Annotated in this window: 27 protein-coding genes and 1 riboswitch; of the genes, 21 read left to right on the forward strand and 6 right to left on the reverse strand. The window is 49.4% G+C overall.

Annotated features, from left to right (window positions below; all coding sequences use genetic code 11):
- Positions 1–407: 407 nt before the first annotated feature.
- Positions 408–1478, reverse strand: a complete 1071-nt coding sequence (locus tag A7K91_RS23400; RefSeq protein WP_068686910.1) for a glycosyltransferase — start codon at positions 1476–1478, stop codon at positions 408–410.
- A 202-nt stretch (positions 1479–1680) separates the two neighbouring features.
- Positions 1681–1790, forward strand: a riboswitch (TPP riboswitch).
- A 180-nt stretch (positions 1791–1970) separates the two neighbouring features.
- On the opposite strand from A7K91_RS23400, the gene A7K91_RS23405 reads away from it, so the two are divergent.
- Genes A7K91_RS23405 through A7K91_RS23425 form a run of 5 tightly spaced genes read left to right on the forward strand, consistent with a single transcriptional unit; the run spans position 1971 to position 5830 of the window.
- Positions 1971–3020, forward strand: coding sequence for an ABC transporter substrate-binding protein (locus A7K91_RS23405; protein ID WP_068686911.1), 1050 nt, complete (start codon positions 1971–1973; stop codon positions 3018–3020).
- Between the two features lie 38 nt (positions 3021–3058).
- Positions 3059–3361, forward strand: a complete 303-nt coding sequence (locus tag A7K91_RS23410; protein ID WP_068686912.1) for a thiamine-binding protein — start codon at positions 3059–3061, stop codon at positions 3359–3361.
- Positions 3351–4139, forward strand: coding sequence for an ABC transporter permease (locus tag A7K91_RS23415; protein WP_068686913.1), 789 nt, complete (start codon positions 3351–3353; stop codon positions 4137–4139). The genes A7K91_RS23410 and A7K91_RS23415 overlap by 11 nt, the downstream gene beginning before the upstream one ends.
- Positions 4132–4896 carry an ABC transporter ATP-binding protein gene (locus A7K91_RS23420; protein WP_068686914.1) on the forward strand — a complete coding sequence of 255 codons (765 nt, stop codon included), beginning with the start codon at positions 4132–4134 and terminating at the stop codon, positions 4894–4896. The genes A7K91_RS23415 and A7K91_RS23420 overlap by 8 nt, the downstream gene beginning before the upstream one ends.
- A 1-nt stretch (position 4897) precedes the next feature.
- A complete protein-coding gene (locus tag A7K91_RS23425; protein ID WP_245697793.1) occupies positions 4898–5830 on the forward strand; it encodes a TatD family hydrolase in 933 nt (310 codons plus the stop codon).
- A 28-nt stretch (positions 5831–5858) separates the two neighbouring features.
- Here the strand turns inward: A7K91_RS23425 and A7K91_RS23430 are convergent, their stop codons facing one another.
- The gene (locus A7K91_RS23430; RefSeq protein ID WP_068686915.1) at positions 5859–6839 is read right to left on the reverse strand and encodes a LacI family DNA-binding transcriptional regulator; all 981 of its coding nucleotides are present in this window, start codon (positions 6837–6839) and stop codon (positions 5859–5861) included.
- 318 nt (positions 6840–7157) lie between these two features.
- On the opposite strand from A7K91_RS23430, the gene A7K91_RS23435 reads away from it, so the two are divergent.
- From A7K91_RS23435 to A7K91_RS23460, 6 genes are all read left to right on the forward strand, one after another.
- The gene (locus tag A7K91_RS23435; RefSeq protein ID WP_068686916.1) at positions 7158–8405 is read left to right on the forward strand and encodes a sugar ABC transporter substrate-binding protein; all 1248 of its coding nucleotides are present in this window, start codon (positions 7158–7160) and stop codon (positions 8403–8405) included.
- Positions 8406–8517: 112 nt separating this feature from the next.
- Complete coding sequence (locus tag A7K91_RS23440; RefSeq protein ID WP_068686917.1) at positions 8518–9393, forward strand: carbohydrate ABC transporter permease; 876 nt, start codon at positions 8518–8520, stop codon at positions 9391–9393.
- Positions 9393–10229, forward strand: coding sequence for a carbohydrate ABC transporter permease (locus A7K91_RS23445; RefSeq protein WP_068686918.1), 837 nt, complete (start codon positions 9393–9395; stop codon positions 10227–10229). Before A7K91_RS23440 ends, A7K91_RS23445 begins: the two co-directional genes overlap by 1 nt.
- A complete protein-coding gene (locus A7K91_RS23450) occupies positions 10226–11926 on the forward strand; it encodes a glycoside hydrolase family 13 protein (protein ID WP_082967707.1) in 1701 nt (566 codons plus the stop codon). The genes A7K91_RS23445 and A7K91_RS23450 overlap by 4 nt, the downstream gene beginning before the upstream one ends.
- A gap of 178 nt (positions 11927–12104) precedes the next feature.
- Positions 12105–12881 carry a glucosaminidase domain-containing protein gene (locus A7K91_RS23455; RefSeq protein ID WP_068686919.1) on the forward strand — a complete coding sequence of 259 codons (777 nt, stop codon included), beginning with the start codon at positions 12105–12107 and terminating at the stop codon, positions 12879–12881.
- A 77-nt stretch (positions 12882–12958) separates the two neighbouring features.
- Positions 12959–13627, forward strand: a complete 669-nt coding sequence (locus A7K91_RS23460) for a peptidoglycan recognition protein family protein (protein WP_068686920.1) — start codon at positions 12959–12961, stop codon at positions 13625–13627.
- Between the two features lie 250 nt (positions 13628–13877).
- Here A7K91_RS23460 and A7K91_RS23465 read toward each other — a convergent pair whose 3' ends face one another.
- On the reverse strand, positions 13878–14735 hold the full coding sequence (locus A7K91_RS23465) for a hypothetical protein (RefSeq protein WP_068686921.1): 858 nt from the start codon (positions 14733–14735) through the stop codon (positions 13878–13880).
- Positions 14732–15313, reverse strand: a complete 582-nt coding sequence (locus tag A7K91_RS23470) for an RNA polymerase sigma factor (protein WP_156739780.1) — start codon at positions 15311–15313, stop codon at positions 14732–14734. The genes A7K91_RS23465 and A7K91_RS23470 overlap by 4 nt, the downstream gene beginning before the upstream one ends.
- A gap of 252 nt (positions 15314–15565) precedes the next feature.
- Here A7K91_RS23470 and A7K91_RS23475 point away from each other — a divergent pair, with 252 nt between their 5' ends.
- From A7K91_RS23475 to A7K91_RS23510, 8 genes are all read left to right on the forward strand, one after another.
- Positions 15566–16309: a metal-dependent hydrolase gene (locus tag A7K91_RS23475; protein ID WP_068686922.1), complete on the forward strand. Its 744-nt coding sequence runs from the start codon at positions 15566–15568 to the stop codon at positions 16307–16309.
- A gap of 201 nt (positions 16310–16510) precedes the next feature.
- Entirely contained in the window at positions 16511–17482 is a 972-nt protein-coding gene (locus tag A7K91_RS23480) for a sugar-binding transcriptional regulator (protein WP_068686923.1), read from the forward strand.
- 70 nt (positions 17483–17552) lie between these two features.
- Positions 17553–18479: a sugar ABC transporter substrate-binding protein gene (locus A7K91_RS23485; protein ID WP_068686924.1), complete on the forward strand. Its 927-nt coding sequence runs from the start codon at positions 17553–17555 to the stop codon at positions 18477–18479.
- 22 nt (positions 18480–18501) lie between these two features.
- The gene (locus A7K91_RS23490) at positions 18502–20019 is read left to right on the forward strand and encodes a sugar ABC transporter ATP-binding protein (protein WP_068686925.1); all 1518 of its coding nucleotides are present in this window, start codon (positions 18502–18504) and stop codon (positions 20017–20019) included.
- Positions 20012–20971: an ABC transporter permease gene (locus A7K91_RS23495; protein ID WP_068686926.1), complete on the forward strand. Its 960-nt coding sequence runs from the start codon at positions 20012–20014 to the stop codon at positions 20969–20971. The genes A7K91_RS23490 and A7K91_RS23495 overlap by 8 nt, the downstream gene beginning before the upstream one ends.
- Positions 20968–21789 carry a tryptophan synthase subunit alpha gene (gene trpA, locus A7K91_RS23500; protein WP_082967710.1) on the forward strand — a complete coding sequence of 274 codons (822 nt, stop codon included), beginning with the start codon at positions 20968–20970 and terminating at the stop codon, positions 21787–21789. Before A7K91_RS23495 ends, trpA begins: the two co-directional genes overlap by 4 nt.
- Entirely contained in the window at positions 21790–23292 is a 1503-nt protein-coding gene (locus tag A7K91_RS23505; RefSeq protein ID WP_068686928.1) for a xylulokinase, read from the forward strand. It abuts the gene before it with no gap.
- Between the two features lie 133 nt (positions 23293–23425).
- The gene (locus A7K91_RS23510; protein ID WP_068686929.1) at positions 23426–24010 is read left to right on the forward strand and encodes a hypothetical protein; all 585 of its coding nucleotides are present in this window, start codon (positions 23426–23428) and stop codon (positions 24008–24010) included.
- 323 nt (positions 24011–24333) lie between these two features.
- On the opposite strand, the gene A7K91_RS23520 is transcribed toward A7K91_RS23510, so the two are convergent.
- Positions 24334–24579, reverse strand: a complete 246-nt coding sequence (locus tag A7K91_RS23520) for a DUF3951 domain-containing protein (protein WP_068686931.1) — start codon at positions 24577–24579, stop codon at positions 24334–24336.
- A gap of 79 nt (positions 24580–24658) precedes the next feature.
- Positions 24659–24865, reverse strand: a complete 207-nt coding sequence (locus A7K91_RS23525) for a DUF6199 family natural product biosynthesis protein (RefSeq protein ID WP_068686932.1) — start codon at positions 24863–24865, stop codon at positions 24659–24661.
- A gap of 197 nt (positions 24866–25062) precedes the next feature.
- Here A7K91_RS23525 and A7K91_RS23530 point away from each other — a divergent pair, with 197 nt between their 5' ends.
- A complete protein-coding gene (locus A7K91_RS23530; protein WP_068686933.1) occupies positions 25063–25566 on the forward strand; it encodes an RNA polymerase sigma factor in 504 nt (167 codons plus the stop codon).
- Positions 25563–26360 carry a zf-HC2 domain-containing protein gene (locus A7K91_RS23535; RefSeq protein WP_068686934.1) on the forward strand — a complete coding sequence of 266 codons (798 nt, stop codon included), beginning with the start codon at positions 25563–25565 and terminating at the stop codon, positions 26358–26360. Before A7K91_RS23530 ends, A7K91_RS23535 begins: the two co-directional genes overlap by 4 nt.
- Positions 26361–26537 lie beyond the last annotated feature (177 nt).

Raw genomic sequence — 26537 nt, forward strand, 5'->3', positions numbered from 1 at the left:
GAAACTTCCGTTGCTCACTTAGCTTCCACTAAGCTCCGCTACTCAGTTTCTAGCTTCATGCCATCTTCTTGGCACTGAAAACCGGACTTTTTGAACTTGATTTGAAGCGGAGGTTCAAAAAGTCCGCTTTCCATTGCTGGTCATGACTAGTGTCATGGCGGGCGGCGAATATGGCATTCAGCCGAAACACGGAATTGACTTCTTGCGGACATCCGTGACCTTTAGGAGTCTCTTTTTGCGGAATATCATTTTGTAAAGGACAATGGCGTCCGTTAAACCCAATATTTGCGCCCGAATGCGCAATTTTGGAGCGATAAAGGACAGCGGTGTCCGCTACACAAGTCAAATCCAGCTATTTCGGTCTGTGACGGTCATCCATGACCGTTAAATAATCATTAACTCATTCATCACTCTTTGCTTCCGTAATAATATTTTTCATTAAATTGTACGCTGGGGTGGCCAGGGTTATAGCTTTTGGCCTGCTCATGATGGTGCAGGGCGTTTTTTTTGTCGCCCAGGCGGTCGTAGCATACCGTCAGTTGAAGATGGGGCAGCCAGGTCGAGGTTGCACGGTCCGAAAAACCCATATGCTGGGCTGGACGCTCCACCGAAATCGCTTGCTGGAACCAGTAGATGGCCTGCTGATATTGCTTTCGGTTGATAAACACGGCGCCTATCTCGCAGCAAAATTCTGGCCGCGGCGTATCGTAGCTCAAGGTTCTCAGAATCGAAGTCATCTGCTTATCATGCTGGAGAAGACGGCCGTAGCAATCCCCCTGCTTCAGGCAGGCGTTAATTTCATCCTCTACCCAGCCTTTGCCGGAGTTCAGAAACGTTTCGTACCACTCAGCCGCTTCGGAAAAACGGCCGTTGTCGCGCAGTTCATTGGCGAAGTAGTATTGATCGCGAGGCGAAAAGGTTTCGCCGCTTGCCTGCCGCTTGAGATAGATGCGCAAATTGCGGTCGGTATGCTGCCGCTCCTTGCGATGGGTGACGGCAACATCGCTGTGATGAGTATGACCGGATACCGCAAGATATTCATGCACAGGCCCAATCCACTGGAAGTTGCGGCTTCGGCGCACCAAGCGGTTTCGCCGCAGGCTGAATACAGGATTCCCCTTATGGTCAAAGGTTAGATGGTAGTTCATAGTGACACTGTCAAAAGGGAAAGGATTAACCTCCTTTAATGCTTTAAGCTTCCGCAAATCATCGGGTTCTATCACATCATCGGCGTCCAGCCACAGAATAAATTCTTTTGTCGCTTGCCGGAAGCAGAAATTGCGCGCCGCCGCAAAGTCGTCAATCCATTCAAAGTCATGAATAACAGCGCCAAATGACTCTGCGATTTCTTTCGTTTTATCCGTTGAACCGGTATCGGTAATGACAATTTCATCAACAGCGTCGGCTACGGATGCCAGACATCTGCCGAGGCTTTCCTCTTCATTGCGCACGATCATGCACAAGCTGATGGATATCATGGATGATCTTCCTTTCGCCTTTTCATTGGTACCATACTATTAAGCAAAAGAGCTCTTGGTGCGATGAGGCGCCGTTTTGGAAGCATACATTTTGAACGTAAACAGTTTGGAGACAAAAATAATGAAGCAAACCTTGCTCCTGTCAAAATTAAACTGGCATTCCTCCGCATATTTGCTATAATGATGAATGATTGATCAAGCCTATATTGCACCGGGGAGCTGGATTAGCTGGCTGAGAGGGAATGAAGCATCGTTCCGACCCGTATACCTGAACCGGATAATGCCGGCGTAGGAAGGAAAGCTACCTTTTTCAAAAGAGTGATTGCGTTTTTTGGCGTATGCCGGAAATGGGTCGCGTTATGGAAAAATTGGCGGCGAATGTTAGCGTCCTTCGTATGGAGGACGTTTTTTTGTTTTTTCCAGGGTATTCAGGGTATAAAGCTTAGGATGATCGGTCTAAAACGAAGACGATACAGAGAAGGAGAGATCGGCATGACGAAGCAAGGAAATACGAAGCGCAGCCGCTGGACGCTGGCGCTGATGGCAGTGACGGCAATTGCGCTGACACTGGCAGGCTGCGGGGGCAAAGCGGTTAACAACACAAGCAAAGAGGGACAGGAGACGGGGGAAAAGGGGGAAGTGTTGCAGAAGGTGCAGGTTGTATTGGACTGGTCCCCTAACACGAATCACACCGGCCTTTATGTAGCCAGGGATTTGGGTTATTTCAAGGAGCATGGGATGGATGTTGAAATTGTGCAGCCGGGTCAGGACGGCCCGGACGCAATGGTGGCTTCCGGCGCCGCAGAGTTTGGCGTTAGCTACCAGGAGTCGGTCACCATGGCCAAAATCGCCGGGGTGCCGCTTGTTTCGCTTGCTGCCGTTATTCAGCATAATACCTCGGGTTTTGCATCGCTTAAAGAACAAGGCATTGATTCTCCTAAAAAATTTGAAGGGAAACGTTACGGCGGCTGGGGCGCTCCAGTTGAGGAGGCCGTCATTAAGGCTTTAATGCTTACAGAGGATGCCGATGTCAGCAAGGTGGATATTATGAGCATCGGAGACAGCGACTTTTTTTCGGCCGTTGAGCGCGATATTGATTTTGCCTGGATCTATTATGCCTGGACCGGCATTGAGGCCGAGCTTCGCGGCGAGCCAATTAACATGGTATATTTGACCGATTATAGCGACAAGCTGGATTATTATACGCCGGTGCTGATTACAACCGAAGAGATGGTCAGCGGCTCCCCGGAGCTGGTAAGGGCCTTTACCGAGGCAGCGGCGCAGGGCTACCAATATGCAATTGAACATCCTGAGGAAGCGGCGGATGTGCTGATTAAGGCTGAGCCGGATTTGAACCCGGAGCAAGTAAAAGCAAGCCAGAAGTGGCTGAGCAGCCGTTATCAGGACGACGCTCCGCGTTGGGGCGAGCAAAAGCTGAGCGTATGGCAGAACTATGCCGACTGGATGTTTGAAAACGGATTGCTGGAGGGCAAGCTGGACGCGGAAGCGGTCTTTACTAACGAATTTCTTCCGAAATCATAATCCAAAATCCTACTACTATAATTAAGGAGATGAATACGATGGCAAACGCATTGGTCAGCATTCAAATTTTGCCCAGCACGCCTGGAGGAGCCAGCGTTCTTCCTTTTGTAGACGCCGCGATTGATGTTATTAAAGCCTCTGGCGTAGCTTATCGCGTAGCGCCGCTGGAAACGACAATGGAGGGGGAGCTTTCCCGGCTGCTGGAGGTTGTTCAGGATATGAATACCGCTATGACAGATATGGGCTGTGCCTCCGTTATTTCGCAAATCAAAATTTACTATAACCCGCAAAACGGGGCTTCGATGGACCGTCTGCTGGAGAAATACCCTGATGGGCAATAAAAAAAATAGCAGCTGGAGCGCGATTTGGCCTCCCGCTGCCGTGCTTGCGGCGCTTTTGCTTTTCTGGCAAAGCGCCGTCAGTCTGGGCTGGGTGCAGGCCTGGCGCATTCCGGCGCCGATAGCGGTGGTGCAGGAGGCAATCGCTATCTGGCCCAGGCTGATGATGCATGCAGGCTACACGCTTCAGCTGACCTTGATCGGCTTTGGCGGCGGCGCGGCGGCGGGTTTTGTGCTCGCCGCCTTGCTGCATTTGCTGCCTGGCGTGCGCCGCGGCGTATATCCCCTGTTCGTTCTGTCGCAAAATGTGCCAATTGTTATTTTGGGGCCTATTATGACGATGCTGTTTGGCTATGGCCTGCTGCCAAAGGTGCTGCTTGTCATCATGGTTTGCTTTTTTCCCGTTGTGGTGGCGATGTTAAGCGGTTTGTCGCATGCCGATCCCGCGCTTAGACATTATTTGCAGATGATCGGGGCGGGCAAATGGACTTTATTCTGGCGTTTGGAGCTGCCGGGCTCGCTGGTGCATTTATTTTCCGGCTTGAAAATAGCCGTTTCCTACAGTGTAGTAAGCGCCGTATTTGCCGAGCTGCTGGCTCCCAAAAACGGCCTGGGCGGCTTTATGGTGCTGTCGTCGAGAGGTTTTATGCCGGAGCGCTCCTTTGCTGCGGCTCTGCTTATTATTATAGTCAGCCTGCTGTTGTTTGGTTTGATCGTTTGGTGCGAGCGTTTTGTTGTGAAATGGCGGCCAAAAGCGGAGGGAGGAAGCAGTCATGCTTGACGTTAAAGGGATAAGTAAATCCTTTGGCGCTGGAAGCACCGCCAAGGAAGTATTGAGCGGTCTCTCGCTTTCCGTTGCCGATGGCGAATTTGTTTCGCTCATCGGGCCGTCCGGCAGCGGCAAATCGACCTTGTTCAGCCTGATCGGGGGATTGCAAACTCCATCAAGCGGGCGCATTGCGGTAGGCGGAGAGGACATTACGGGCAAAACCGGCCATATTGCCTATATGCCTCAGCAGGCCTCGCTGCTGCCCTGGAGGACGGTATCAGGCAATATTGAGCTTGCTTTGCGGATTGCGGGCCATGGCGACAAAGCCTCCATTAAAGCTACAGCGCAGAAATGGCTGGAGGCGGTTGGGCTCGGCGAATACTGCAACGCTTATCCGCATGTGCTTTCCGGCGGCATGGCGCAGCGCGTCTCCTTTCTGCGGGCGCTTCTGTCGCCTCAGCCGTTAATGCTGCTGGATGAGCCCTTTGGCGCGCTGGATGCGCTGACACGCCTTCAGATGCAGCAATGGCTGCTGTCCATTTGGGAAAAGCATCGGCGTTCGGTATTGCTCATTACGCACAGTATAGAAGAGGCGCTGCAATTGTCGGATCGTGTACTTGTTTTGTCGGCATCCCCAGGAACAATAGTTGATGAAATCATCGTGCCTTTTGAACGCCCGCGCCGGGAGGACTTATGGACCGATAACCGCTGGAGCGAGCTGAAGGGACGGATTTACAACGGGCTTCAAGGCGCTGGAGGGGGAGTGTAAGATGGGCGGTCAAAATGATAGGGACGAAAATGTTGCCGCTTTGGAAGAGATGTCAGTCTCAGATAGGGCTTCTGCCACGACTGATGCACACGCACTTCGCAGGTTTCCCCAGTGGGGAGCGGCAGCAGACTTGCGGTGCATAGACGCACATCTGCATGCCGATCAATACAGCGAAGAGGAACGACATGGTCTGCTGGAGCAAGCATTTGAGGGAGGCGTGGAGGCTGTTGTCGCTGTCTCGATGGGTCTGCGGTCCAGTCAGGAAAACCGCCGTCTTGCAGAGCGTTATCCCGGCCGAGTTATGCCTGCATACGGCTGGCATCCCGAACAAGATCCGCTTAATCCGTCAGACAGAGACGAGCTGATCCGGTGGATTAAAGCGAGACATGAGGCAGGCGAAAGCTTTGCGATTGGAGAGGTTGGGCTGCCTTATTACAGGCGAACCGAGGCGGAGTCAAACAGTGAAGCCTTCGATGAAGGTCCGTATTTGGAAAATCTGGAGGTGTTTATTTCACTAGCGGCAGAGCTTGATCGTCCTTTGGCTCTGCATGCCGTTTACGAGGATGCCGACAAGGTGATGCGGCTGCTTTTGGCCAACGGCGTCACAAAAGCCCATTTTCATTGGTTTAAAGGAAGCGCAGATACGATAAAAGCTATGGCTGCTGCCGGATATATGATCTCCATTACGCCGGATGTAGCTTATGAGGAGGAAATTCAAAGCTTGGTGAAGGCGTATCCTCTGGAGCTGCTGATGGCGGAAACGGATGGCCCCTGGCCCTTTGAGGGACCTTACTCCGGGCACGCAACTGTGCCTTCCATGACGCGCGGCGTTATCCGTGATATCGCCGTCATCAAAGGGGTGGACGAGCGCCTTGCCGCGGAAACGCTCCTGTCCAACACCAGAAGATTTTATGACATCGCCAGCGAGAAATAAAGCTGGCGATTGTTTTATTTTTGCCGCTTTATTGCAGCCCTTCGCGTACCGTTTTTCTCCATTTGACGGCTGCGCTTATTTTTATGGTAGAGGAGCCCTCCGAGCCGTGAATCATCTCCAGCAGCTCCTTTGCCGCCAAATACCCGCTTTCGTAACGAGGGATGGAAATGGTCGTTAAGCCGGCCAGCGCCGCAGTATCGGAATCGTCAAATCCCGTTACGGAAACCTGCTCCGGCACCTTGACGCCCCGCTCCTCTAACGCCTTGATCGCTCCTATCGCCATATTGTCATTGGCGCAAACGAGCACCTCCGGCAGGTCATTTCCAAGAAACATCAGCTTGCCCGCCTGATAGCCGCTTTTCTCCCGATAATTGCCGTGATAATAATTTTTCTGGTCAAACAGGATGCCGTTTTTCTGAAGCGTGTCGGCAAAGCCGGCGAAACGCTCCTGGTTATCCAGCGTATGACTCAGTCCTCCTAAAAAGCCGAATTTACGAAACCCCCTGTCCACCAGCGCTTGCACCAGCTCGCACATGGCGGGGTAATTGTCGACAATGACGCTTCTTGCGTTGGCATGCCCCTTGTCGACGATTCTGTCCATCAGCACAACGGGAAATTCCGGTTTGGCAACGGTGTGCAGGAACTCATCCGTCAAGCTGCCGTCCAGACTGATTGTACCCCGGGCAAAGCTGCTGCGCAGAAAGCTGTCGCTGGATTTATTAGTACAAATGACAAGGTCATAGCCGTTTTCAGTCAGGCATGTGCTGACGCCTTCAATAATTTTCAAATAAAAGTCGCGGTCAAAGTCGCTGAAAATAAACACAATCCGCCTGGTGCGCTCCAGCGGTTTCTTTTTGCCTGCCGCTTCGTGAACATACCCCTGCTCCTCACAGCATTTCAATATGCGGTCCCGCGTTTCCTGCGAAACGTTTTTTCGTCCATTTAGAACGTTGGATACGGTTGATACGGAAACGCCGGTCATTTCCGCAATTTCCTTCAAGCCAATCATTGCTGCAGCCTCCCCCGCTTTCTTTTGTAAAATGATTATATCACTTTACCAGGTATTTTACTAAAGATATCTTTCATTTACAAAACCATCTCAAAAAAATAAAAGAGTTTTGGAGAGACTGATTCAAAATGTGTCAATTGTCTTAATACTATAGGGAGGAACCGGGCATAGTTTGTTGCTAAAAAGGAAAATTAGTAAAAGTGTTGGTTTTATATGAAAATAGTTTAGTATAATACTTAATTTTATTTAGGTTTTTTATTGACTTTGTAAGAGCTTTCATTATAAAATCAACATGAATAAAACCTAGGGGGCGTTACAATGAAGAGAGCAATACGCATTGCAAGCATTCTGACGACAGCGGCGCTTATGACAGCTTCGCTGGCGGCATGCGGAGGCAGCGGCGACGGAGGCGGTTCCGGTAGCGGAGAAGGCAAGCTGGCGAAAATTTCACTGTTTCAATCCAAGGTTGAAATTGCCGGACCGTTAGAGGCTCTTGCTAAAAAATATACTGAAGAAACGGGTAATGAGGTTGATGTGTGGGGCTCGGCTGGCGATAATTACATTTCACAGCTGCAAGCCAAGCTGAATGCAGGCGAAGGACCAACTATCTTCAGTGTTCAGCCTGGGGCGGAGGCTCAAAAATATGCTTCCTATTATGTCGATTTGAGCAACGAGGATTACGTCAAAAATATTGCGCCTGGACTAAGCACCGAAATCGATGGCAAAACCGTCGGCGTTCCCATTGGCGTGGAAGGCTTTGGACTTGTCTATAACAAGGATCTGGTGCGGCCGGACGAGGTGACGGATCTGGAGTCCTTTACTTCTGTCCTTCAAAAGTTTAAAGGCGAGGGCAAAAACGGCATAAGCCTGTCGCAGGAAGCCTACTTTCTGATCGGGCATATCATCAATACGCCTTTTTCTGTCCAGGATGACCCTAAAGGCTTTGTGGAGAAGGTGAATAGCGGCGAGGTAAAAATGGCGGATACGCCGGCCTTCCAGGAATTTGCCCGGTTTATGGAAACCATCCGCGAAAATTCCGTTAATCCGCTTGAAGTGACCTACGATTCCCAAATGGGCGATCTGGCGGCTGGCAAGTCGGCTATGGTTCATCAGGGGAACTGGAGCTACGGCATGTTGTCTGAATTCGGCGACCTGAATGTAAGCATGATGCCGCTGCCGTTGGGTGGAAACGATAAGCTGGCCGTTGATTTGCCTGCCATGTGGGTGATCAACAACAAGGCGACGGAGGCGCAAATTGAAGCAGCCCATGCCTTCATTGACTGGGTATTCAATAGCGAAACCGGTAAAAACGCCATTGTCAACGAGTTCAAGTTTATTCCGTCCATGACTAATATTGAAGCTCCTAATCTTGATCCGCTGTCGCAAGCGGTGTTTGAGGCAACGCAAAGCGGCAAAACCATTCCGTGGGCGCTGAACTATTTTCCGCAAGGCATCATCATTAATGATCTGGCCCCTATTACGCAGGAGTTTTTCCTGGATGGCAGCATAACCGGCGAGCAGTATTTGCAAAAGCTGGACGAAGCTTGGGCGAAAGCTCCTAAATAAGGAGTCCCGGCACGGCAAAAAAAAGCCTAACTTCCTGAAATACGGCGTTAGGCTTTCTCCATTTCAGGGATGCCGACAGCTTTATATTTTAACCGGAAATGAGTGATTCGACATGAACAAGTGGAAAAACAAAGCGTGGTTTGTCCTGTTTACGGTGCCATTGCTGCTTGTGTTTACAACGGTCGTTATTATTCCGTTTATCATCGGCATTGTCTACTCCTTTATCAAATGGGACGGAATAGCGGCCAATGCCAAGCAGTTTGTTGGCTTTAGCAATTACGTTCAGGTTTTTCAGGATGACCGCTTTATGCACTCTGCCTGGATTACGATCCAGTTTACGCTGATGGCGCTGGTGCTCGTTAATGTGGCCGGGCTTGGCTTATCGCTTCTGGTAACCTCAAAGCTGAAAAGCAGCAATCTGGCGCGCACGCTCTTTTTTATGCCGAATTTGATCGGCGGCTTGATTTTGGGCTACATCTGGAAATTTATTTTTACCGACGCGTTTAAATACATTGGCGAAAATGTCGGGGCCGAAAATATCTTTTTCAACTGGCTGCTCAATCCCCAATATGCGCTGTATGCCATCGTTGTTGTATTTGCCTGGCAGATGGCGGGTTATACGATGATTATTTATATCGCCGGTTTGCAGGGCATTCCGGATGATCTGATGGAAGCGGCGCAGGTTGATGGAGCGGGTCCTTGGCATCGCTTGACCAAAATCGTGTTCCCTCTGCTTATGCCGTCGTTTACGATTTGTTTGTTCCTGACTCTGTCTGGCGCTTTCAAAATCTTCGACGTAAACCTTTCCCTTACCGGAGGGGGGCCGGTTAATAGCACGGAGATGTTTGCGATGAATATTTTTAATGAAATATTCGGTTATAGCCGGTATGGCATCGGGCAGGCAAAAGCGATTATTTTCTTTGTTGTTGTCGCTGCGATTACGCTTGTCCAGGTATACATCACGAAGAAGAGGGAGGTGCAGATGTGATGAACAGAGTCAACAAATGGATAGCGGAGATTCTGCTTGTCGCTCTTGCGCTGGTCTTCCTTTCTCCCATTTATATCATGCTGGTCAACTCCTTTAAGGACCGGTCGGAGCTATATAACAACGCCTTGGCTCTGCCGACGTCGTTCAGCTTCACTTATTACGCCCAGGCGCTGGAAAAAATGAATTTCCTGACGGCGTTTGGCAACTCGCTATACGTTACGATTGTATCCGTCGTTATTGTCGTAGTGCTGGCGTCTATGACGGCATGGATGCTGGTGCGCACAAACAACCGGCTGAGTCAGGTTATTTTTATGGTATTTGTCGCTACGATGCTGATTCCGTTCCAGACGCTGATGATGCCGCTGATGCAAACGATGGGCTGGATTAGGACCAATCTCGGCATCCCTATGCTGAATACGCATGAAGGCTTGATTTTTATGAACGTTGGTTTTCATGCCAGCCTTGCGGTGTTTCTGTATCACGGCTTCATGAAGTCGATTCCTATAGCGCTGGAGGAGGCGGCCACGCTGGACGGCTGCAGCAAGTTTGGCGTATTTTGGCGCATCGTCTTTCCAATGCTCAAAACGATCACGATTACAATCGCCATTCTGGATGTTATCGCCATGTGGAACGACTACCTGCTTCCGTCGCTGACCTTGTCCGACAAAGGGCTGCGGACGATTCCGCTCTCCACCTTCTATTTCTTCGGCGAGTTTACGATTGTATGGAATCTGGCAATGGCCGGCCTGACCTTAACGATCATTCCTGTCGTCATCTTTTATTTCACGGCGCAAAAACATATCATTAAGGGCATTGCCGAAGGAGCGGTCAAATGAAAAAAACATGGTGGAAGGAGGCTGTCGTGTATCAGGTTTATTGGCGCAGCTTCTATGACAGCAACGGCGACGGATACGGCGATCTGGACGGCGTTATTGAAAAGTTGGATTATATCGCTAAGCTTGGAGCGGACGTTGTTTGGCTTAATCCTTGCTACGGCTCTCCAGACGTGGACAACGGGTACGACATTTCCGATTATCGGTCCATTATGCCCAAAGCAGGGGATATGGAGAGCTTCGAACGGCTGCTGGCTGCTGTGCACAAACGGGGCATGAAGCTGATTATGGATCTGGTTGTCAATCATACCTCGGATCAGCATGAATGGTTTCGGCAAGCCCGCTCCTCCAGGGATAATCCGTACCGCGACTATTACATTTGGCGGAAGGAGCCGAACAACTGGCGTTCCTATTTCGAGCCGTCAGCCTGGACGTATGATGAAGGGAGCGGGGAATATTATTTTCATTCCTTTGCCTCCCAGCAGCCGGATTTGAACTGGGCAAACAAAGCAGTGAGGGAAGAAATTTACGACATGATGCGGTTTTGGCTGGATAAAGGGATAAACGGATTCCGCATGGACGTTATTAATTTACTGGCGAAGCAAGAAGGGTTTCCCGACTCCGAAAATCCGAGGGATATTTCGTATCTGGGCAACAATCCCGGCATTCATGATTACTTGAGGGAAATGCATGATGAGGTGCTGCGCCATTATGATGTGTTTACAGTTGGCGAAATCCCTTTTGTGACGCCGGAGGATGGCGTATTGTATGTAGGGGAGAACCGGGGCGAGCTGAATACGCTGTTTCATTTTGAAGTATGCGACGATATGCCTTATTGGGATTTGGCCCGGTTCAAGGAAATTCAGCAGCGCTGGTACGATGGCTTGTGGGGCAGGGGATGGAATTCGCAATTTCTTAATAATCATGATCATACCCGCGTCGTGACGAGGTTTGGCAATGATGCCGATCTGCGGGTGGAATCCGCAACCTGCTTCGCAACGCTGCTGCATACGCTCCCCGGGATGCCTTATATTTTCCAGGGAGAAGAAATCGGCATGACGGGCATCAAGCTGCCCTCCATAGAGGATTACGATGATATCGCAATGAAAAATAAATTTGCGGAGCAGGTCGCTTTGGGCAGAGAGCCGGAGGCGGTATTAGCCGAGTTGCAGCATCTTGCGCGGGATAACTCCAGAACGCCGATGCAATGGAATAGCGGCCATCAGGCCGGATTTACAAGCGGACAGCCGTGGTTGAACGTCAATCCGAACTATAAGGAGATTAATGTCGAGCAAGCTTTGAGCGACCCCGATTCCATCTTTTATTATTATCAGAAGCTGATTGCGCTGCGCCGCAAGCACGAAGTTATGGTGTATGGGGACTTCCATATGCTGCTGGAGGAGCATCATCAGATTTTTGCTTATACCCGAACCTTGCCCGAGGAAAGCTGGCTTGTTTTGCTGAATCTTTCCGGCGAACCGGCAGCCTGTATGCTGCCCCCGGAGATCGGGAATGTGGTTGGCGAGCTGGTCATTGGAAATGGCAGCTTAGGTAGTTGCAATAGAAGACTTGACGAGAGTGAAGGCAGCACGCGCGGAGAGGGAAAAAGCGTATACAGTGCGGGCGCATTCAGCGTACCAGAAGGAGCTTTGCTGGAGCTGAAGCCTTATGAAGCGGCGGTTTATCGGCTGTGCGTCTAATGACTTGATCGCGAAAGGCTGGCTTTTCGAGATCCGTCTATTTTGACAAAAACATAAAGAACAGCCCGCGAAACGGTCTTTTGCCTTGCCTGGCAAAGGACCGTTTCGCTATGCCAAGCCCTTGCATATACCGTAATATAACGCATGCTTTCATGCAGCGCGCAAGGAGAGTGACAACATGGCAAAGCTGACGAGAGTCCAGTTTTTTGCTGCAATTGCTCCAGCCGTTTTGTTTGTCCGGGATGAAGGCTCCCGAATGTTTCCTTCATTGCGAATGGCGCAAAGCTTGCTTGAATCCGGCGGGGAGCTCCATCCCTGGAACAATCTTGGCGGTATTAAGGTGGGAGGCGGAAAAATCAATGCTTATTGGCAGGGTGAAGCCGTCATAAAAGGCACATGGGAATATATCGATGGAAAAACAATTACCGCCCGAGCCGCTTTTCGCGCCTATAAAAGCATCTATCATTTCTACAAGGATTTGGACCTGCTGCTTGCAACGCCGCGTTATGAGCGAGTCAGGGCCGCCGGAACAGCGGAGAGGCAAGCAGAGATGCTGTATGCATGCGGTTATGCAACAGATCCCGCATATCCGGCCAAGCTCATAAGTTTAATAAAGCAATATAAGCTTCAAGCCTATGATATGACCCGTTATGCTCCTGCACCGCCTACGAGAAATTTGCAGGAGGCTTCCCGCGTTGCAGTTGTACATCAGGGACAGCTCATCGGGCCCGGCTATTTGCAAAATGGCACAACGTGGATCCCCGCGCGATTAATTGGCGAAGCCTTGGGCGCAAAAATAGGGTGGACGGGGTCGCAGGCGACGGTCAACGGCATAGAAAGGGAGACCCTTTTGTCTGATTCCACGGGATATATAAAGGTTCGCGACTTGGCGGAGGTGCTGGATGTAAAGGTGGAATGGGATGGGCTTGCCCGGGCTGTTTTGCTGGGCCAATGACATACGAGCCCTCCCCTAGTCCCTTTTGGCGGCACAGATTATAGGGAAAAGCTATTTTCGGTACAAGGGGGTGAGTGATGTTTCCCTATATTATTGATCATATCCCGGTAGCAACGCCACATAACCGCCGCCCTGGTCTAGCCATTGGGGCAACCTCGATAACGATCCACAACACGGCCAATCCTTCCAGTACAGCCCGCAATGAAAGAAACTGGCTGACCAATCCATCCAATACGGCAACAGCGTCTTTTCATATCGTTATCGACCAAAAGGAAGCTATCGAATGTATCCCGTTAACCGAAATCGCTTGGCATGCGGGAGACGGCAATACGGCAGGCAGCGGCAATCGGACCTCCATCGGCATCGAAATTTGCGAAAGCGGCAATTACGACGTTACGCTTCGCAATGCAGCGGAGCTTGTTGCAGGAATGCTGCAGCAGCGGGGCTGGGACACAGACAGGCTTCGCAGACATTATGACTGGAGCGGCAAAAACTGCCCTCGCCTGATGAATAGCGATGGTCAATGGAAGGGCTGGTTAGATTTTGTCGGAATGGTAAAAGAAAAGCTTGATGGAAGCGGTGAAGAAGGAGGGGGTGAGAAGGTGTTAAAGCCGGAGGATGCCAACAACATTATCCGTTTTTTGAGCGCGGCCTATATGGCAACCGATTCGCCAGATGCCCGAAAAGAATTTAACCGTTTGGCCAACGAGCTTCGCCGCGTGAGCGGTCAGCCGCCTCAGCCTTAACAGGATAAGTACAATTAAAAGAGCAAAAAAAAATCGAGGTCCCCTTTCGGGGACCTCTTTCATGGGAGAGGAGAAACCGGACGAAGAGCTTATGGGGAACGTAAGTCTTCTCCGCGGTTGTCTACGGCATTTCGCAACGCCGATGATTTTATTGTGTCCGCATTCATTGCGAATATACACATTACGGAAAATAAATTCGCCATTTGAGTTCGCAAACGATTAAAAAGCCAGCATAGAAAAGGCATAATGCTTATTGTTCAACGACAAAAGCGTCAATAATATTTTTCATCTCCGAGGATGGAAGGTTTCCGGAAATGATATAAAGCAAATGATCGTGTACAAAAACGGCAAGCTTCTCTGTAATGCTTCCTGCTGCATACATTAATAGACTGCTCTCATCAGATGTGGCTTGGAACGTGTCTTTTAAAAGGTAAGCTGTAATGCCATTTATAGGGCTTATATATTTTTCTTCATAATTGTAAGTATCCAGGTTGTCCATCTCATACTCTGCGCCTTTTCCGGTGAAAAATGAAACCTTCATGTCTAAAGGAGACTTATAGACGGTTTCCTGATCTGAGCTGTAGCTTTGTCGTCTATCGCCGTTTTCCAAAATGATTTCCGTGAAGTTTTTCAAATCACCAATGAAAAAATGACGCAATATGAGCTCGGCCCTGTTTTCTTTTTCAAAGAATAAAAAGTTAAGCACAGATTCGTTGCTCCTAGCGTTGTGCAGCAGCTTGATCTTAAGCTCATCTTGTGCGGCATGGATATTGGTATAAGACTTATGTCCAACCCGGTTTGGCTGTTTGCCCACCCATTCGAGACCCTCCACCTCAATCGGTATCCTGTATACATTGTTGTCGATGACCAAGGTTTCGTTATAGAGGGATAGCTTAATGCTCCTGTACATCGTTTCTGCCATAGTGGCAATCTGTTGAAATTGAGCAGTACCTATAATGACAACCAGCAGGACGATTGCTGCGGAGATCAGCATGTGCCGTCTGCGATTTTGTCTGCGATTTCGGATTTGCTCCAAAACATGCTGCTTGAAGCGCATTTCCGGGGGAGTAATTTCCTCCAATTGCTTTCGGATGAGCTCCATATTCATTGCACCCACTCCTCTTTTGCATACGTTTCCCTGTGCCTAGCCTCTTTGGCCAGTCTGCTTCTCAGCCGTTCGAATCGTTTTCGAAGCGTTGATTCTGATGCGTTTAATATTTGTGACAGCTCTTGGTATGACCGTTCATCCAAAACTCTGCCGTAAAGCAATGCTCTGTCTGCCACTGACAAAGACGATAATAGACTGTAAAGAGGTTCAGATATGTAGTTTTCCTGAGCGGGGCTTATGTCTTTGCTTGCTTTCCAGAGCCTGAATCTGAGCCTGCGTCTTCTTACCGCACTGATTGCCGTCGTATACGCAATACGATATAACCAAGCATTCAATGATGTACCTGGCTGATAATGCCTTCTTTTTTCGTATGCTTTAATAAAGGTTTCTTGCAAAACATCCTTGGCCTCTTCAACATCACACAAAATGGAGATGCAGTATCGAAGAAGTGACTTGCTATACCTGTCTATTATTGCTTCAAGCGCTCTCTCGTCTCCATTAACAAAAGCGTGCAACGTTTCCTGTTCCAGCAGCTTTACACCTCCCTCAAACTTGTATTTACTTCTATAACGCTTCATCTGCGCTAATTGTGACATCGTTAAGAGAAACAATATTCCTGTTTGGAACGTTTAGATTAGTAGCTGGTTGTATTAGGGCGTGTCTGAAAACCCGCTTGAGGTCATCTTGCACCGCTTTTTCGCCCCCTGCTGCGTCCGTTTTTTTTGACTTACCCCCGGTAAGCCTGCACAAACCTTCCTTGCATGGGACGAGAAAGAGGTATTACCCATCGGAGTATTCAGCCACGCCCTAGAAATGGGGGAGTATTTTAAATGAATAAGGTTGGCCATGTTTCGCTTGGCTGGGCCGGTGCAGCAGCGGGTTTATTTTTGCTGCCAACAACGCTATCTGGTGGAGAAGCGGCTGTTTATATTGGAGCTGCCACGATAGCCAGCCTGCTGCCGGATCTGGACCACAAAACAAGCACGGCAAGCAATATGGTCCAATTGCCGACGAAATACCGGAAGCTTGCCAACCGCTTGGGATGGGGGCTGATTGTTTGCTCTCCAATAGGCTTGTTATGGAGCATCATAGCGAGCCTCATTCTTTTTGCTGGGGGAATATTTGCTTTTGGAATTGCACGTTTGAGGAATCTGATTTTTATTGCGATAGGGCTGGCCGGTATTTTGGCCTACTGGCATTTCAGTCTGCATTGGGTGATAGCTTTGGTTGGCTTGGGCTTTATCCTTTTGCCAACCGTAAAGCACCGGGGGATGATTCATTCTCCCGAATTTGCCATCCTGTTAAGTGTTGGTTTGGTGCTAAGCATCGCTGCGCAGCCGGTTTTGATTCAGGCTGCTGTGTATGGCGTCATCGCGGGCTGGTGGTCGCATCTGGCGGGAGACGTCTTTGGCAGGGAAGGCATTGGCTTGCTTGTCTGGCCGAAGCTGCGCCTGGCGCTGCGCCTTTTCAGAAATGGCGGCCGGACCGAGCGCATGCTTGCAGCGGCATGCAGTTTCCTTAGCATAACGATGATTGCGTTTTATTTTGTGTATAATAGCTTTAATCTACAATGAATCTGAAAACGTATCTGAGGCTCCTATCTGCCAGGATGGGAGTTTTTGTAATGCTCAAAAAAAGCCTGATTTTGCAATTTTGAACATATGATCCTGCCAGAAATTATGTTCTTGCAAGCCCTTTCATAATGTAGTATGATGATTCCAGAACAAATATTCAAACAAGAAATAATGTTCAGGGAGAGGGGGATAAGACCCATTGTGAATGATGTAAGCCAAGAAAAAACGAGGTTGTTGGTCAAGGTCAGCACGATGTATTACTTGGACGGAATGAACCAGCAGGAAATATCCGAGCGGCTGGGCATCTCTCGTCCGCAGGTAAGCAGAATGCTTGCAGCAGCCAAGTCGGAGGGGATTGTGCAGATAAGTATACGCAATCCATATTCGGAGGAGCAGGCCTATGAGAGAGCCATTGCGGAGACGTTTGGCATCCACGATGTCATCGTTGTTCATGTGCCGGGCGCTGATCGTCAAATGATTGACCTGCATGTCGCTCGAGCCGCTTCGGCGCTGCTTGAGAGTTCGATCAAGGATCGGGACGTCGTTGGTATAATGGCCGGGCGCACGATTGCGTCGGTCGGCAAGGAAATGCATTATGCCGACCGGAAGGACGTTCAATTTGTTCCAATGATCGGCGGTTTCGGATCGGACGGCGGAACCTGGCACGCCAATTCGAATGCGCGCGTGTTCGCGGAACGTTTTAAATCCCGCCATCTGCTTCTTAATGCGCCCGCCGTTGTTGCGTCACCTCAGGCCAGAGATTTTTTTCTGAATGAATCAGAAATTTCCGACGTGCTTGAAGCCGCCGGTAAAGTATCGCTTGCGCTGATCGGCATTGGACAGGTGTCGGATCAGGCGACGATTGTTCGTTCCGGATATTTCAGCGACGAAGAGATGCAAGACATGCGAACGAAAGGCGCGGTTTGCAATATTTCTACATCGTTTCTGGATGGAAGCGGGGAAAGAGTACATTATGATGGAGAAGCTCGTATGATCGGGCTTACTATTGACGAAATTAAAGCGATCCCGAATGTGATCGCGATCGCCTCCGGCGAAGACAAAGTCGAAGCGATTGTTTCCGCTCTGAGGGGCAAGTGCATGGACGTGCTCGTCACGGATATGGATACGGCCAAGCAGCTGCTGGATTGGCAGCGTAAACACCCTGCCCGGTAAACCCGGGCAGCCGCACTGCGGCGATTAAAAACAACGGATCTTTCCACAATTATAAGGGGGCGTCACGTAAATGAAAAAAGGAACTTTGATTTTGATAGCGCTTTTAATGGTAATGGCGTTGACTGCATGCGGAGGGAAATCCGAAGGGAAAAGCGGCTCCAAGACGATTTCCATCATGACGCCTTACCTATCGTCTGTTACAACAAACGAGATGGTCGAATCGCTTAAGAAACAAGCGGCCGATAAAGGGTGGAAAGCGACCGTAGTTGATTCCAAAGGCGACATGGGACAGCTTGCGAGCCGTATGGAAGATGTCATCGCTTCCAAAACCGATGCAATCGTGCTTGTAAGCACCGATCCCAACCAACTGAAAAGCCAGATCAAACGCGCCAAGGAAAAAAACATTCCGGTGTTCGGCGCTGACTCCGGTTATATCGACGGGATGGTCATGAACGCAACGAGCAACAATAATGAAATGTCCAAGATGATTTCCGAGCATCTGTTCAAAACAATTGGCGATCAAGGCAAACTGGTCATTCTGACGCATCGCCCGCATCCCGGCGTTTTGGCTCGTACGGTACAGCTGGACGAGCTGCTGAAGACTAAACCGGACATCTCCGTGGCGACGGAGCAGCAAGTCGAGGTTCCGGGACCAATCGAAAATGCCAGGAAGCAGATGGAAAGCCTGCTGTTGTCCAACAAGGCCGAAGGGTCCATCACTGCAGTATGGGCGGGCTGGGATGAAGCGGCAATTGGTGCGGCGCAAGCAATCGAAGCAGCCGGACGCAAAGATATCATCGTCACTGGCATTGACGGAAACAGCCAGGCGGTGGAAATGATAAAAAAAGGCTCTCCGCTCGTAGCTACGGTTAAACAAAACTTTACAGGCATGACGGAGATTGTTGTTAAGCAAATTGAGCTGGTATTTGAAGGCAAGCCGGCTGAAGGTACCGAGCTTTATGCTCCGGCCAGCCTTATCACGAAAGACAGCGAATAATTACCCGAAGGAGGATTCCCAATTGACCCTACTGAAAGTCGAAGGACTGAACAAAGTGTTCGGGCAGCATTATGCGCTTTCCGGGGTTGGCTTAGAGGTCAAGCCCGGGGAGGTTCATGCGCTCGTTGGTGAAAACGGGGCGGGCAAATCAACATTCATCAAAATCATGACCGGCGTCTATACGTTGGATGCAGGTACCATTCAATGGAAAGGCGCGAAGGTCGATATTCCAGACCCTGTGGCCTCCAGACGGCTCGGCATTAATGTCGTGCACCAGGACCGGCATCTCGTTCCTTCTTTTACCGGGTATGAAAACCTGTTTCTGGGGCTCGACTATCCAGCAAACCAAGCGCGAATCGGCGTGAACTGGAAGGCGATGAAGCAGCAGGCGGAAAAACTCCGGAACGATTTGGGCGTCGATATTGACTTGAATAAAACCGCAGACCGGATGTTCCCTCCCGAAAAAACGATGCTGGAGATTTTGCGGGCCATGATGCTGGAGTGCCAGCTGCTTATTCTAGATGAGCCGACGGCTTCGCTTACGGACCAGGAGGCGGAGAAACTATTCGCTCTCATTAAGAGATTGACCGAGCAGGGGACGGCGATTCTGTACGTTTCCCATCGCATGGACGAGATTTTCCGGCTGTCCGACCGCATTACGGTTTTTCGCAATGGCCAGCGGGTTGCGACCGTTAATACCTCCGAAACGGACAAAGACGGCTTGGTCCGGCTAATGAGCAATGCCGAAGTGAAGAAATCTCAGAAGAGGACGGGGATTTCGGCAACGGAAGAAAACGTGCTTGAATTGAAAGGCCTGTCTACGAAAGATGGAAAAGTAAAAGAGGTCAGTCTCAGCGTCCGTAAGGGAGAGATTGTTGGCATTTTTGGTTTGGCTGGCGCAGGCCGCACGGAATTGCTGGAAACAATCTACGGGCTGCGCGAACCTGCGGGCGGAAGCATTCAGCTTGCGGGACGCAGGGTGGCCGCGCCTACTCCGAAACGATCTCTTGAGAATGGAGTTGTACTCATTCCCGAAGAACGCAAGCGCGATGCACTCATTCTAGGCATGTCGATACGTGAAAACATGACACTGCCGGTTTTAAAACGGTTTTCGGGCCTGCTGAAGCTTCGGTCCCGGGCCGAACGGACGGAAGTCAACGCCTGGATGCAGGAAATGAACGTAAAAGCGGCAGGCTCCGAGCAAATGATCGGCCAGCTGAGCGGGGGCAATCAACAGAAGGTCGTCTTTGCTAAGGCTCTGCTCTCAAATCCGGTATTGTTTCTGTGTGACGAGCCGACCCAAGCGGTCGATGTTATGACGCGTGAAGAAATCCACCGTCTGCTGAAGGCGCAAGCCGATAAAGGCTGCGGGGTTCTGTTCGTGTCGTCTGATCTTCAAGAAGTATTGGATATCTCCGATCGCCTGTATGTCCTTCATGACAGCCATTTCGTGGCTGAACTGGACAATGACGGCGTGACCTCCGAGCAAGTGCTCGGCTACTGCTACAGTCACGGAAAAGGAAGTGAACATCATGGTTGAAGCGCGCGCGGGAATTCCGTATGTAAGGCTTATTCGCACCTATGGCACAGTTGCCGCAGGAATTCTGATTATATTGGCTTTTTCTCTTCTCAGCCCGGATTCATTCGCAACAATTGATAACGCTATCAATATTAGCCGGCAAATATCGTTCCTCGTGATTATCGCGCTTGGAGCCACGCTTGTTATGGCCGTTGGGGAGTTTGATTTGTCCGTCGGCGCAGTCGCCAGCTTTGGGGGCGTATTCGCGGCGCAGATGGCCGTTTCAGGTTATCCGATCTGGCTCACATTTCTGGCCCCTATGGCCGCCGCGTTCATTATTGGTTTCGTGAACGGCTGGATTGTTACGCGGTTCCGAGTGCTCTCTTTTATTACAACGCTAGCGATGGGTACGATTCTTGGCGGTATTAACTTCCGTCTCACCGGCGGGGCCACTGTATTTGAGAATATACCGGACGGGTTCCGTTATTTGGGTCAATCCGAATGGATGGGCATTCCGGTGTTATCCTTTATTATGCTGTTTGTAACGCTTATTTTCTGGTACGTGATGTCGCATATGCCCTTCGGTCGCAAGCTGTACGCAATCGGAGGCAACGAATCCGCTTCCCGCGTCGCGGGAGTCAGGGTTGCGTTTAACAAAAACATGGCGTTTGCCTTGTGTGCAATGCTGGCTGCATTGACAGGCATCCTGATGGCATCCCGGCTTGGTTCCGCGCATCCGACAGGCGGAGACGGCTTATTTCTATCCGCGTACGCGGCGGCTTTTCTGGGTATGACTTCCTTTAAAGAAGGCGTTCCGAACATCTGGGGCACGTTCGTGGGCGCAGCAATTATTGGCATTTTGGCTAACGGCTTGACGATTCTGGAAGTACCTACGTTTATGCAGGACGTCATTACGGGCTGTATCGTCATCGCGGCTGTTCTCATGCAGAAGCTTGGACGTGGGAAATCATGATATTGAAAAAGATGCATAGCCCTCTAAACGTAGACATTTATCGAGCAGCCCAAGAGAGAGGAGAAGCTTTGCTCATTGGTTATTTGGTAGCGGGCGATCCCGCAATCGACGAGTCTTTCGAAATGATACAAGCCAGTGCGCAGGCAGGGATTGATATTATCGAGCTTGGCGTCCCAAGTCTCTATCCAATAGCTGACGGTCAAATTATCCAGCGCGCGCACAAGCGGGCGCTGGATGCGGGCGCCTCCCCCTCGGACGGGCTGCTTGGCCTTTGGCGCAAAGTCCGTCGCGAGGTGGCCCGCCCGATTTGGGCAATGGGTTATAAGCGCGAACTTATTGATGAAGGCCTGTACCGCCAATTAATGGAGGAAAAGCTGATTGACGCGCTTGTGCTGCCTGACTGCTCGCTGGAAGAGCAGATTAGCTTGCAGCGCGAAGTCGGAGCGGCGGGTATCGACGTTATTCGTTTTGTTAATAGCGCAATGGACGAGTCTGAGATTCGCCGGGTTTGCGATGGCGCTACGGTCATCTATGCCCAATCCTATTCAGGCGTAACGGGTGATCCGATGGCCAGCGTTCAAGGCTTGGCGGAGCTGTGCCAACGGATTCGCCCTCATTTGCCGGAGGGGCTGCTCGTCGCCGGGTTTGGTCTTCGTTCGCCGGATCTGGTTGGTCAAGCTGTGCAAGGAGGCTTCGATGGCGCGGTTGTTGGTTCGGTGCTTGTCAGATGCTGCGAGAACCTGGAGAAGGACTACTTATACCGGCTGGTTGCGGAAATGAAGCTGGAAACCATAGACTCCACGGCAAGGGGTGAGTAGATGAAATATATAGCTTCATTCGATATTGGTACCACAAACGTGAAGGGAATGCTTGTGACTTCGGAGGCCGGTATTTTTCTGGAAAAAAATATGGAGCTTACGGTATTGCGCCGCGGCGAATACATCGAGCAGGAGCCTGCGCAATGGTATGAAGCGGTTAAACGAATTGCCGCTTCCTGGTTCAAAGTCGGCATCAAGCCTGAGGCGGTTGCCGCGCTGACCTTCAGCGGCCAGATGCAGGACTGCATCCCGGTGGGGGATGATCTTGAGCCGCTTTGCCCCGCAATTCTATATGCGGACGGCCGATCGACAGAGCAATCCGCGCGTTTGCTTGCAGAGCTTGGTGAGGAGCATATCCACGAACGGACAGAAAACCATATGGACGGGACGTTAACCTTCCCCAAAATGTTGTGGCTGAAAGAAAACGAGGAAGAGTTGTTTCGCGATACGAGAAGCTTCCTCGTAAGCTCCAAGGACTACGTTGTGGCAAGGCTTACGGGCGTCTGTGCAACGGATCCAACATCGGCCGCTACGACCGGCTGTATGGATGCGAGAACCCGGACATGGGTTGGCGCGTGGCTGGACCAATATGGAGTGCCGTCGGGCAAAATGCCCCAAATAATGGCTTCCGATAGCGTTGTTGGAACGGTTACTGCAGCCGGGGCCGCAGAGTCGGGCTTTGCGGAAGGGACGCCGGTATTGTGCGGCATCGGCGATGCAGGGGCGGCAACTCTTGGCGCAGGCGTCTACGAAGATGGCGAGGTTTACGCTTATGTGGGTACGACCGGCTGGGTGGCGAGCGCAACCTCCAATTATATCGACGTAAACAGCGGCGCGTTTAATCTGGCTTATGTCGATAACGGCCGTCAAATCGCGATTGCGCCGCTCTCCAACGCGGGTAACGCTCACCAATGGGCTGTTAGCGCGTTTGGAGGAGGGGGGACGGGCGACCTGTTATCGTATCAGCTGTTCGAAAAGACGGTAGACCAGACGGAGCGCGGAAGCGACAACGTATTGTTTTTGCCTTATTTGAACGGGGAGCGCTGCCCGGTACAGGACGTTAACGCTTCAGGTTGCTTTATTGGCTTAAAGCCAACGACGACAAAAGAGCGGATGGGAACCGCCGTGCTGGAAGGCGTCGCTTATGCGATGCGCCAAGCGCTTGACTTGGTGACAGAGCGGCAGCCGGGCAAGAAGCAACGCGTTACACTAATCGGCGGCGGAGCAAAAAGCAAAGTGTGGTGCCAAATTATGGCGGACATTCTGGGATGCGAGCTTATCGTTCCGAGGGACGCGCAATATTTGCCATCGCTCGGCGCAGCCGCGCTGGGGTTCCGGCAGGCAGGCTGGTGCTCGGACTATGCGGAGGTTTGCCGCATGTTTAAAAGCATTGGTTCAGCTGTGACCTATGCGCCTAACGAAAGGCTGCTGTCCTATTACGACAAGCAATATGCGAGGTTTAAGCGGATTTACCCCGCCGTGGCTCCGCTATTTGCTGAATAGACTTACAGTGGGGCGAGCCGTCAAGGCTTGCTCTTTTTTTGTCTTTAAAGGGCAAAAGTTGAAAATAAAGAAAAAATCATATATAATAGCAAATTGTAACAATATATCAAAAATTTATTAGGAGGTATTATTCGTGAAAAAAATGATTGTTGGCATTATAATTGGGGCATTTCTTGCAACAGCGATTCCTGTAGCTGCTGAACAGGTGAATAAAAAAGTTACTGCAACGATAAGGAATGATTTTACCCTTCAGGTTGATGGGGTTAATGTCAATTTGGATAATTCCCCGCTTGCTTTTGAAGGGAAATCATATTTGCCGGTTGCCGAGGTGGCAAGAGCTGTAGGGAAGGAGGTTGGATTTAAGGATGGTGTGATAAAATTGGACACCGTTAAAAATGAAGAAGCTGAGTCCAACACTCCCGGTAAACCGGATGCCAATGTAAATGAGGTTGACATTAACAATATCAAATCCAAAGAGGACTTTGATAAAGCCATTAGTAAGTATTCAATTGAATTAACATCATTCCAAAATGTCGTGGAAAGCAACAAAGCTGGAATGGAACAAATGAAAAAACAATTGCCCAACACACCAAAAATACAAGAAACTCTTGAAATAATGAGTAATCAAGAAAAAGGATTTCAAGCTAAAATAGATGAATTAAAGCGCTCCATTGAAGAACTAAAAGCCAAATACCCGGAGTATGCAAACGAAAATTAATCCGGTTCTAATGAATCTAAAGCATTTTGTATCCGCTTGTAATTTTATCTATCCTCTCCCATGAAACGAGGCCCTCGAAAAGGGCCTCATTTTTGTTGAACAGATTTTGTTTGTTTAATTTGATTATCACGGGACAGGCTTCCAAATCATAAGAACCATAGAGGCCAGCGGCGTAACCGTCGCCAATATTCCATAAGATTTCCAAATGATGCCGACAATATAAATAGCCCATAAGAAATGCCAAGCCAGCTCTAGGGTAAATCCACCTTGATTATAACTTAGACGATAATGAATATAATGAAACGTTCCAAATTCATAATCGTTTATCCTCGTATGTATTCCTCGACGGTGGGGGTATTTTTATTTTTATCATCGCCATGGTCATCATCTTCTTCTTTTTCTTGCTTCTCCTCATGAAACTCAACTTGGGAATGGGCCGTGATGTAGTCAAACGGAGTATAATGATTGCTGGGAAGTTTTCTTGTAACGAATACCTTAACAATGATGATTGCTAATGCAATAAAGAAAGTGGCGCTTACTCCACCTGCAATGTAGACTACATAATTCATGCTAGACACCACCTCTGCCATTGTGTTTTGGTCATAGTTCCGTCTCCTGGACAAGCAATAATTCTGAATCGGTACTAATTTAAAATAGCAATGACCCTGAGAACAAAGCGATAACGAGAATGACGAGGGCTAGGATGCTGCCGATTCTGCTCATAGCGAGATAAGCATCGCTTGGTTCGGATTCGCCTTTTACCATCCAGCCATATCTAAGGTACCAGCCAAAGGCTGGATAAATAATATTAACGATTGACAGAATGATGAAAATGATGATGATGAAAATGGCCATAGTCATTAACTCCTTTTTTATTTTAGACGGAAAAGCGGCAGAAATGTTTCACAGATAAGGAATGAATTTTCCATATAACCAACCCCAATAGTGAAAAGGTTAGGCAAGGATTTTAACTTGGTATCTCCATCTCTTTTTTGTAACCTTTTATTTAATTGGGACACTAATCATAAAACAGGCGGGCAAGAGGTGATGGAGTGAAAGAAATCGAGCAATTGTATGTCGATTACAATAAAGACATACATCGTTTTCTGCTCAAAATAAGCGGTTACGATTTTTTTGTAGCCGAAGAATTGACTCAGGAAACGTTTTATCAAGCATTTAAATCATTGGGCAAATTTCAAGGGAGATGCCATATTAAAACGTGGTTGTGTCAAATTGCCAAAAACAGCTATTATCAGCATCTCAAAAAAAACAAAAAGCAGCATATGGCTGTAAAAAGGGCTAGTTATGAAAATGAAAACAAAACAAATACGAACCTGGAAAGCAGGGTGGAGGACGAGGAGCTTATCCAACATGTTTTAGAGCTTATAAATGATCTGGATGATCGGACGAGGGACGTTATGCTATACAGGCTTTATTCCGAATTGCCGTATGCTCAAATCGCTCTCCTCTTGGGGATTAGCGAGGGTTCGGCCAAAGTTATCTTTTTTCGCGGGAAAGCTTTTCTTCAAACAAAATTAAGGGAGGATCATGGATGATGAAATCGGATTGCGAGCTTATTAGGGATTTATTGCCGCTTTATCAGGATGGTGTGGCAAGCGAGGCTAGCCGCAATGCAGTGGATGAGCATTTATTGTCCTGCCAACAATGCCGAAGCTATAAAAAGGGGCTGGATTCAGAGCATTTCTTGCAGACGGAAGTAGCGGCAGACGACGAAACGATCGCATATGCAAGAGTTGCTAAACGCATCAAAAAGAGAAAAATGTACCTTTCGGCGTGTCTGGCTTTATTCGTTATCATCGTTTTCTTTTTTGCTCAGGCCTATGCCGTTGGAAAAAGAATAGATTCTTTCGCTGCTGCTCAAAACAGCCGCTGGATTGACGAGGAATCGGTTTTGTTAGATGAACTGGATATGTATCCTTATCATATTTATTTCTATGAAAACGAGGACAAGTACAGGACAATCGTAACCCATTATGCGTTTCCTTTCTGGGAGCCTGGCGGCAGCTCATGGGCCAACAAAACAGACGATGTGATCAAATTAGTTGGCTGGTACAGCGGCGGCACCAACGGTAAAGGAGTTACAGTTGTCCCTATCGAAAGCTTTGATGAGAAGGTTGCATACATTGAAATGGGTTCGACTGACCGCCTGCGTAAAGAGGTTAGACCTGGTCAAATTATGGTCTTTTCATGGTCTAGCGTTATGCGATGGAACGAGCTGGATGGCATTGCCTATTCTGAAGCCGGCGAACCCCTTTATAAGCTGGGGTATGAAACCTCAGGCCAAACGATAAAAACAGACGAACTTCGGTGGCTTCCCGTTAGCGAATAAAAGAATGCGAATCGGGCAAGACAATCTAAACATCCCTAAACGCAAGTCTCAACAACACGGCGTAAAAGCCAAATAACGTGGCATGAGCAACGACCATACTTGGTGTTGTTTCCAAAAAAATGCAACATTATTTGGCTTGATTCCGTTATATTTACATTATGAAGCAGTTGATTGAGC

The organism is Paenibacillus oryzae, assembly GCF_001675045.1.
GTDB classification, from domain to species: Bacteria; Bacillota; Bacilli; order Paenibacillales; family Paenibacillaceae; genus Pristimantibacillus; species Pristimantibacillus oryzae.

What these genes read in the sequence shown, in the direction of transcription:
- A7K91_RS23535 (WP_068686934.1), top strand. Translation starts at nt 25,563, where the DNA reads ATGATGAAATCGGATTGCGAGCTTATTAGGGATTTATTGCCGCTTTAT.
- A7K91_RS23425 (WP_245697793.1), top strand. Translation starts at nt 4,898, where the DNA reads ATGGGCGGTCAAAATGATAGGGACGAAAATGTTGCCGCTTTGGAAGAG.
- A7K91_RS23400 (WP_068686910.1), bottom strand. Translation starts at nt 1,478, where the DNA reads ATGATATCCATCAGCTTGTGCATGATCGTGCGCAATGAAGAGGAAAGC.
- A7K91_RS23420 (WP_068686914.1), top strand. Translation starts at nt 4,132, where the DNA reads ATGCTTGACGTTAAAGGGATAAGTAAATCCTTTGGCGCTGGAAGCACC.
- A7K91_RS23485 (WP_068686924.1), top strand. Translation starts at nt 17,553, where the DNA reads ATGAAAAAAGGAACTTTGATTTTGATAGCGCTTTTAATGGTAATGGCG.
- A7K91_RS23525 (WP_068686932.1), bottom strand. Translation starts at nt 24,865, where the DNA reads ATGGCCATTTTCATCATCATCATTTTCATCATTCTGTCAATCGTTAAT.
- A7K91_RS23450 (WP_082967707.1), top strand. Translation starts at nt 10,226, where the DNA reads ATGAAAAAAACATGGTGGAAGGAGGCTGTCGTGTATCAGGTTTATTGG.
- A7K91_RS23410 (WP_068686912.1), top strand. Translation starts at nt 3,059, where the DNA reads ATGGCAAACGCATTGGTCAGCATTCAAATTTTGCCCAGCACGCCTGGA.
- A7K91_RS23505 (WP_068686928.1), top strand. Translation starts at nt 21,790, where the DNA reads ATGAAATATATAGCTTCATTCGATATTGGTACCACAAACGTGAAGGGA.
- A7K91_RS23455 (WP_068686919.1), top strand. Translation starts at nt 12,105, where the DNA reads ATGGCAAAGCTGACGAGAGTCCAGTTTTTTGCTGCAATTGCTCCAGCC.
- A7K91_RS23470 (WP_156739780.1), bottom strand. Translation starts at nt 15,313, where the DNA reads ATGAAGCGTTATAGAAGTAAATACAAGTTTGAGGGAGGTGTAAAGCTG.
- A7K91_RS23405 (WP_068686911.1), top strand. Translation starts at nt 1,971, where the DNA reads ATGACGAAGCAAGGAAATACGAAGCGCAGCCGCTGGACGCTGGCGCTG.
- A7K91_RS23520 (WP_068686931.1), bottom strand. Translation starts at nt 24,579, where the DNA reads ATGAATTATGTAGTCTACATTGCAGGTGGAGTAAGCGCCACTTTCTTT.
- A7K91_RS23435 (WP_068686916.1), top strand. Translation starts at nt 7,158, where the DNA reads ATGAAGAGAGCAATACGCATTGCAAGCATTCTGACGACAGCGGCGCTT.
- A7K91_RS23440 (WP_068686917.1), top strand. Translation starts at nt 8,518, where the DNA reads ATGAACAAGTGGAAAAACAAAGCGTGGTTTGTCCTGTTTACGGTGCCA.
- A7K91_RS23465 (WP_068686921.1), bottom strand. Translation starts at nt 14,735, where the DNA reads ATGAATATGGAGCTCATCCGAAAGCAATTGGAGGAAATTACTCCCCCG.
- A7K91_RS23445 (WP_068686918.1), top strand. Translation starts at nt 9,393, where the DNA reads ATGAACAGAGTCAACAAATGGATAGCGGAGATTCTGCTTGTCGCTCTT.
- A7K91_RS23415 (WP_068686913.1), top strand. Translation starts at nt 3,351, where the DNA reads ATGGGCAATAAAAAAAATAGCAGCTGGAGCGCGATTTGGCCTCCCGCT.
- A7K91_RS23460 (WP_068686920.1), top strand. Translation starts at nt 12,959, where the DNA reads ATGTTTCCCTATATTATTGATCATATCCCGGTAGCAACGCCACATAAC.
- A7K91_RS23430 (WP_068686915.1), bottom strand. Translation starts at nt 6,839, where the DNA reads ATGATTGGCTTGAAGGAAATTGCGGAAATGACCGGCGTTTCCGTATCA.
- A7K91_RS23495 (WP_068686926.1), top strand. Translation starts at nt 20,012, where the DNA reads ATGGTTGAAGCGCGCGCGGGAATTCCGTATGTAAGGCTTATTCGCACC.
- A7K91_RS23475 (WP_068686922.1), top strand. Translation starts at nt 15,566, where the DNA reads ATGAATAAGGTTGGCCATGTTTCGCTTGGCTGGGCCGGTGCAGCAGCG.
- trpA (WP_082967710.1), top strand. Translation starts at nt 20,968, where the DNA reads ATGATATTGAAAAAGATGCATAGCCCTCTAAACGTAGACATTTATCGA.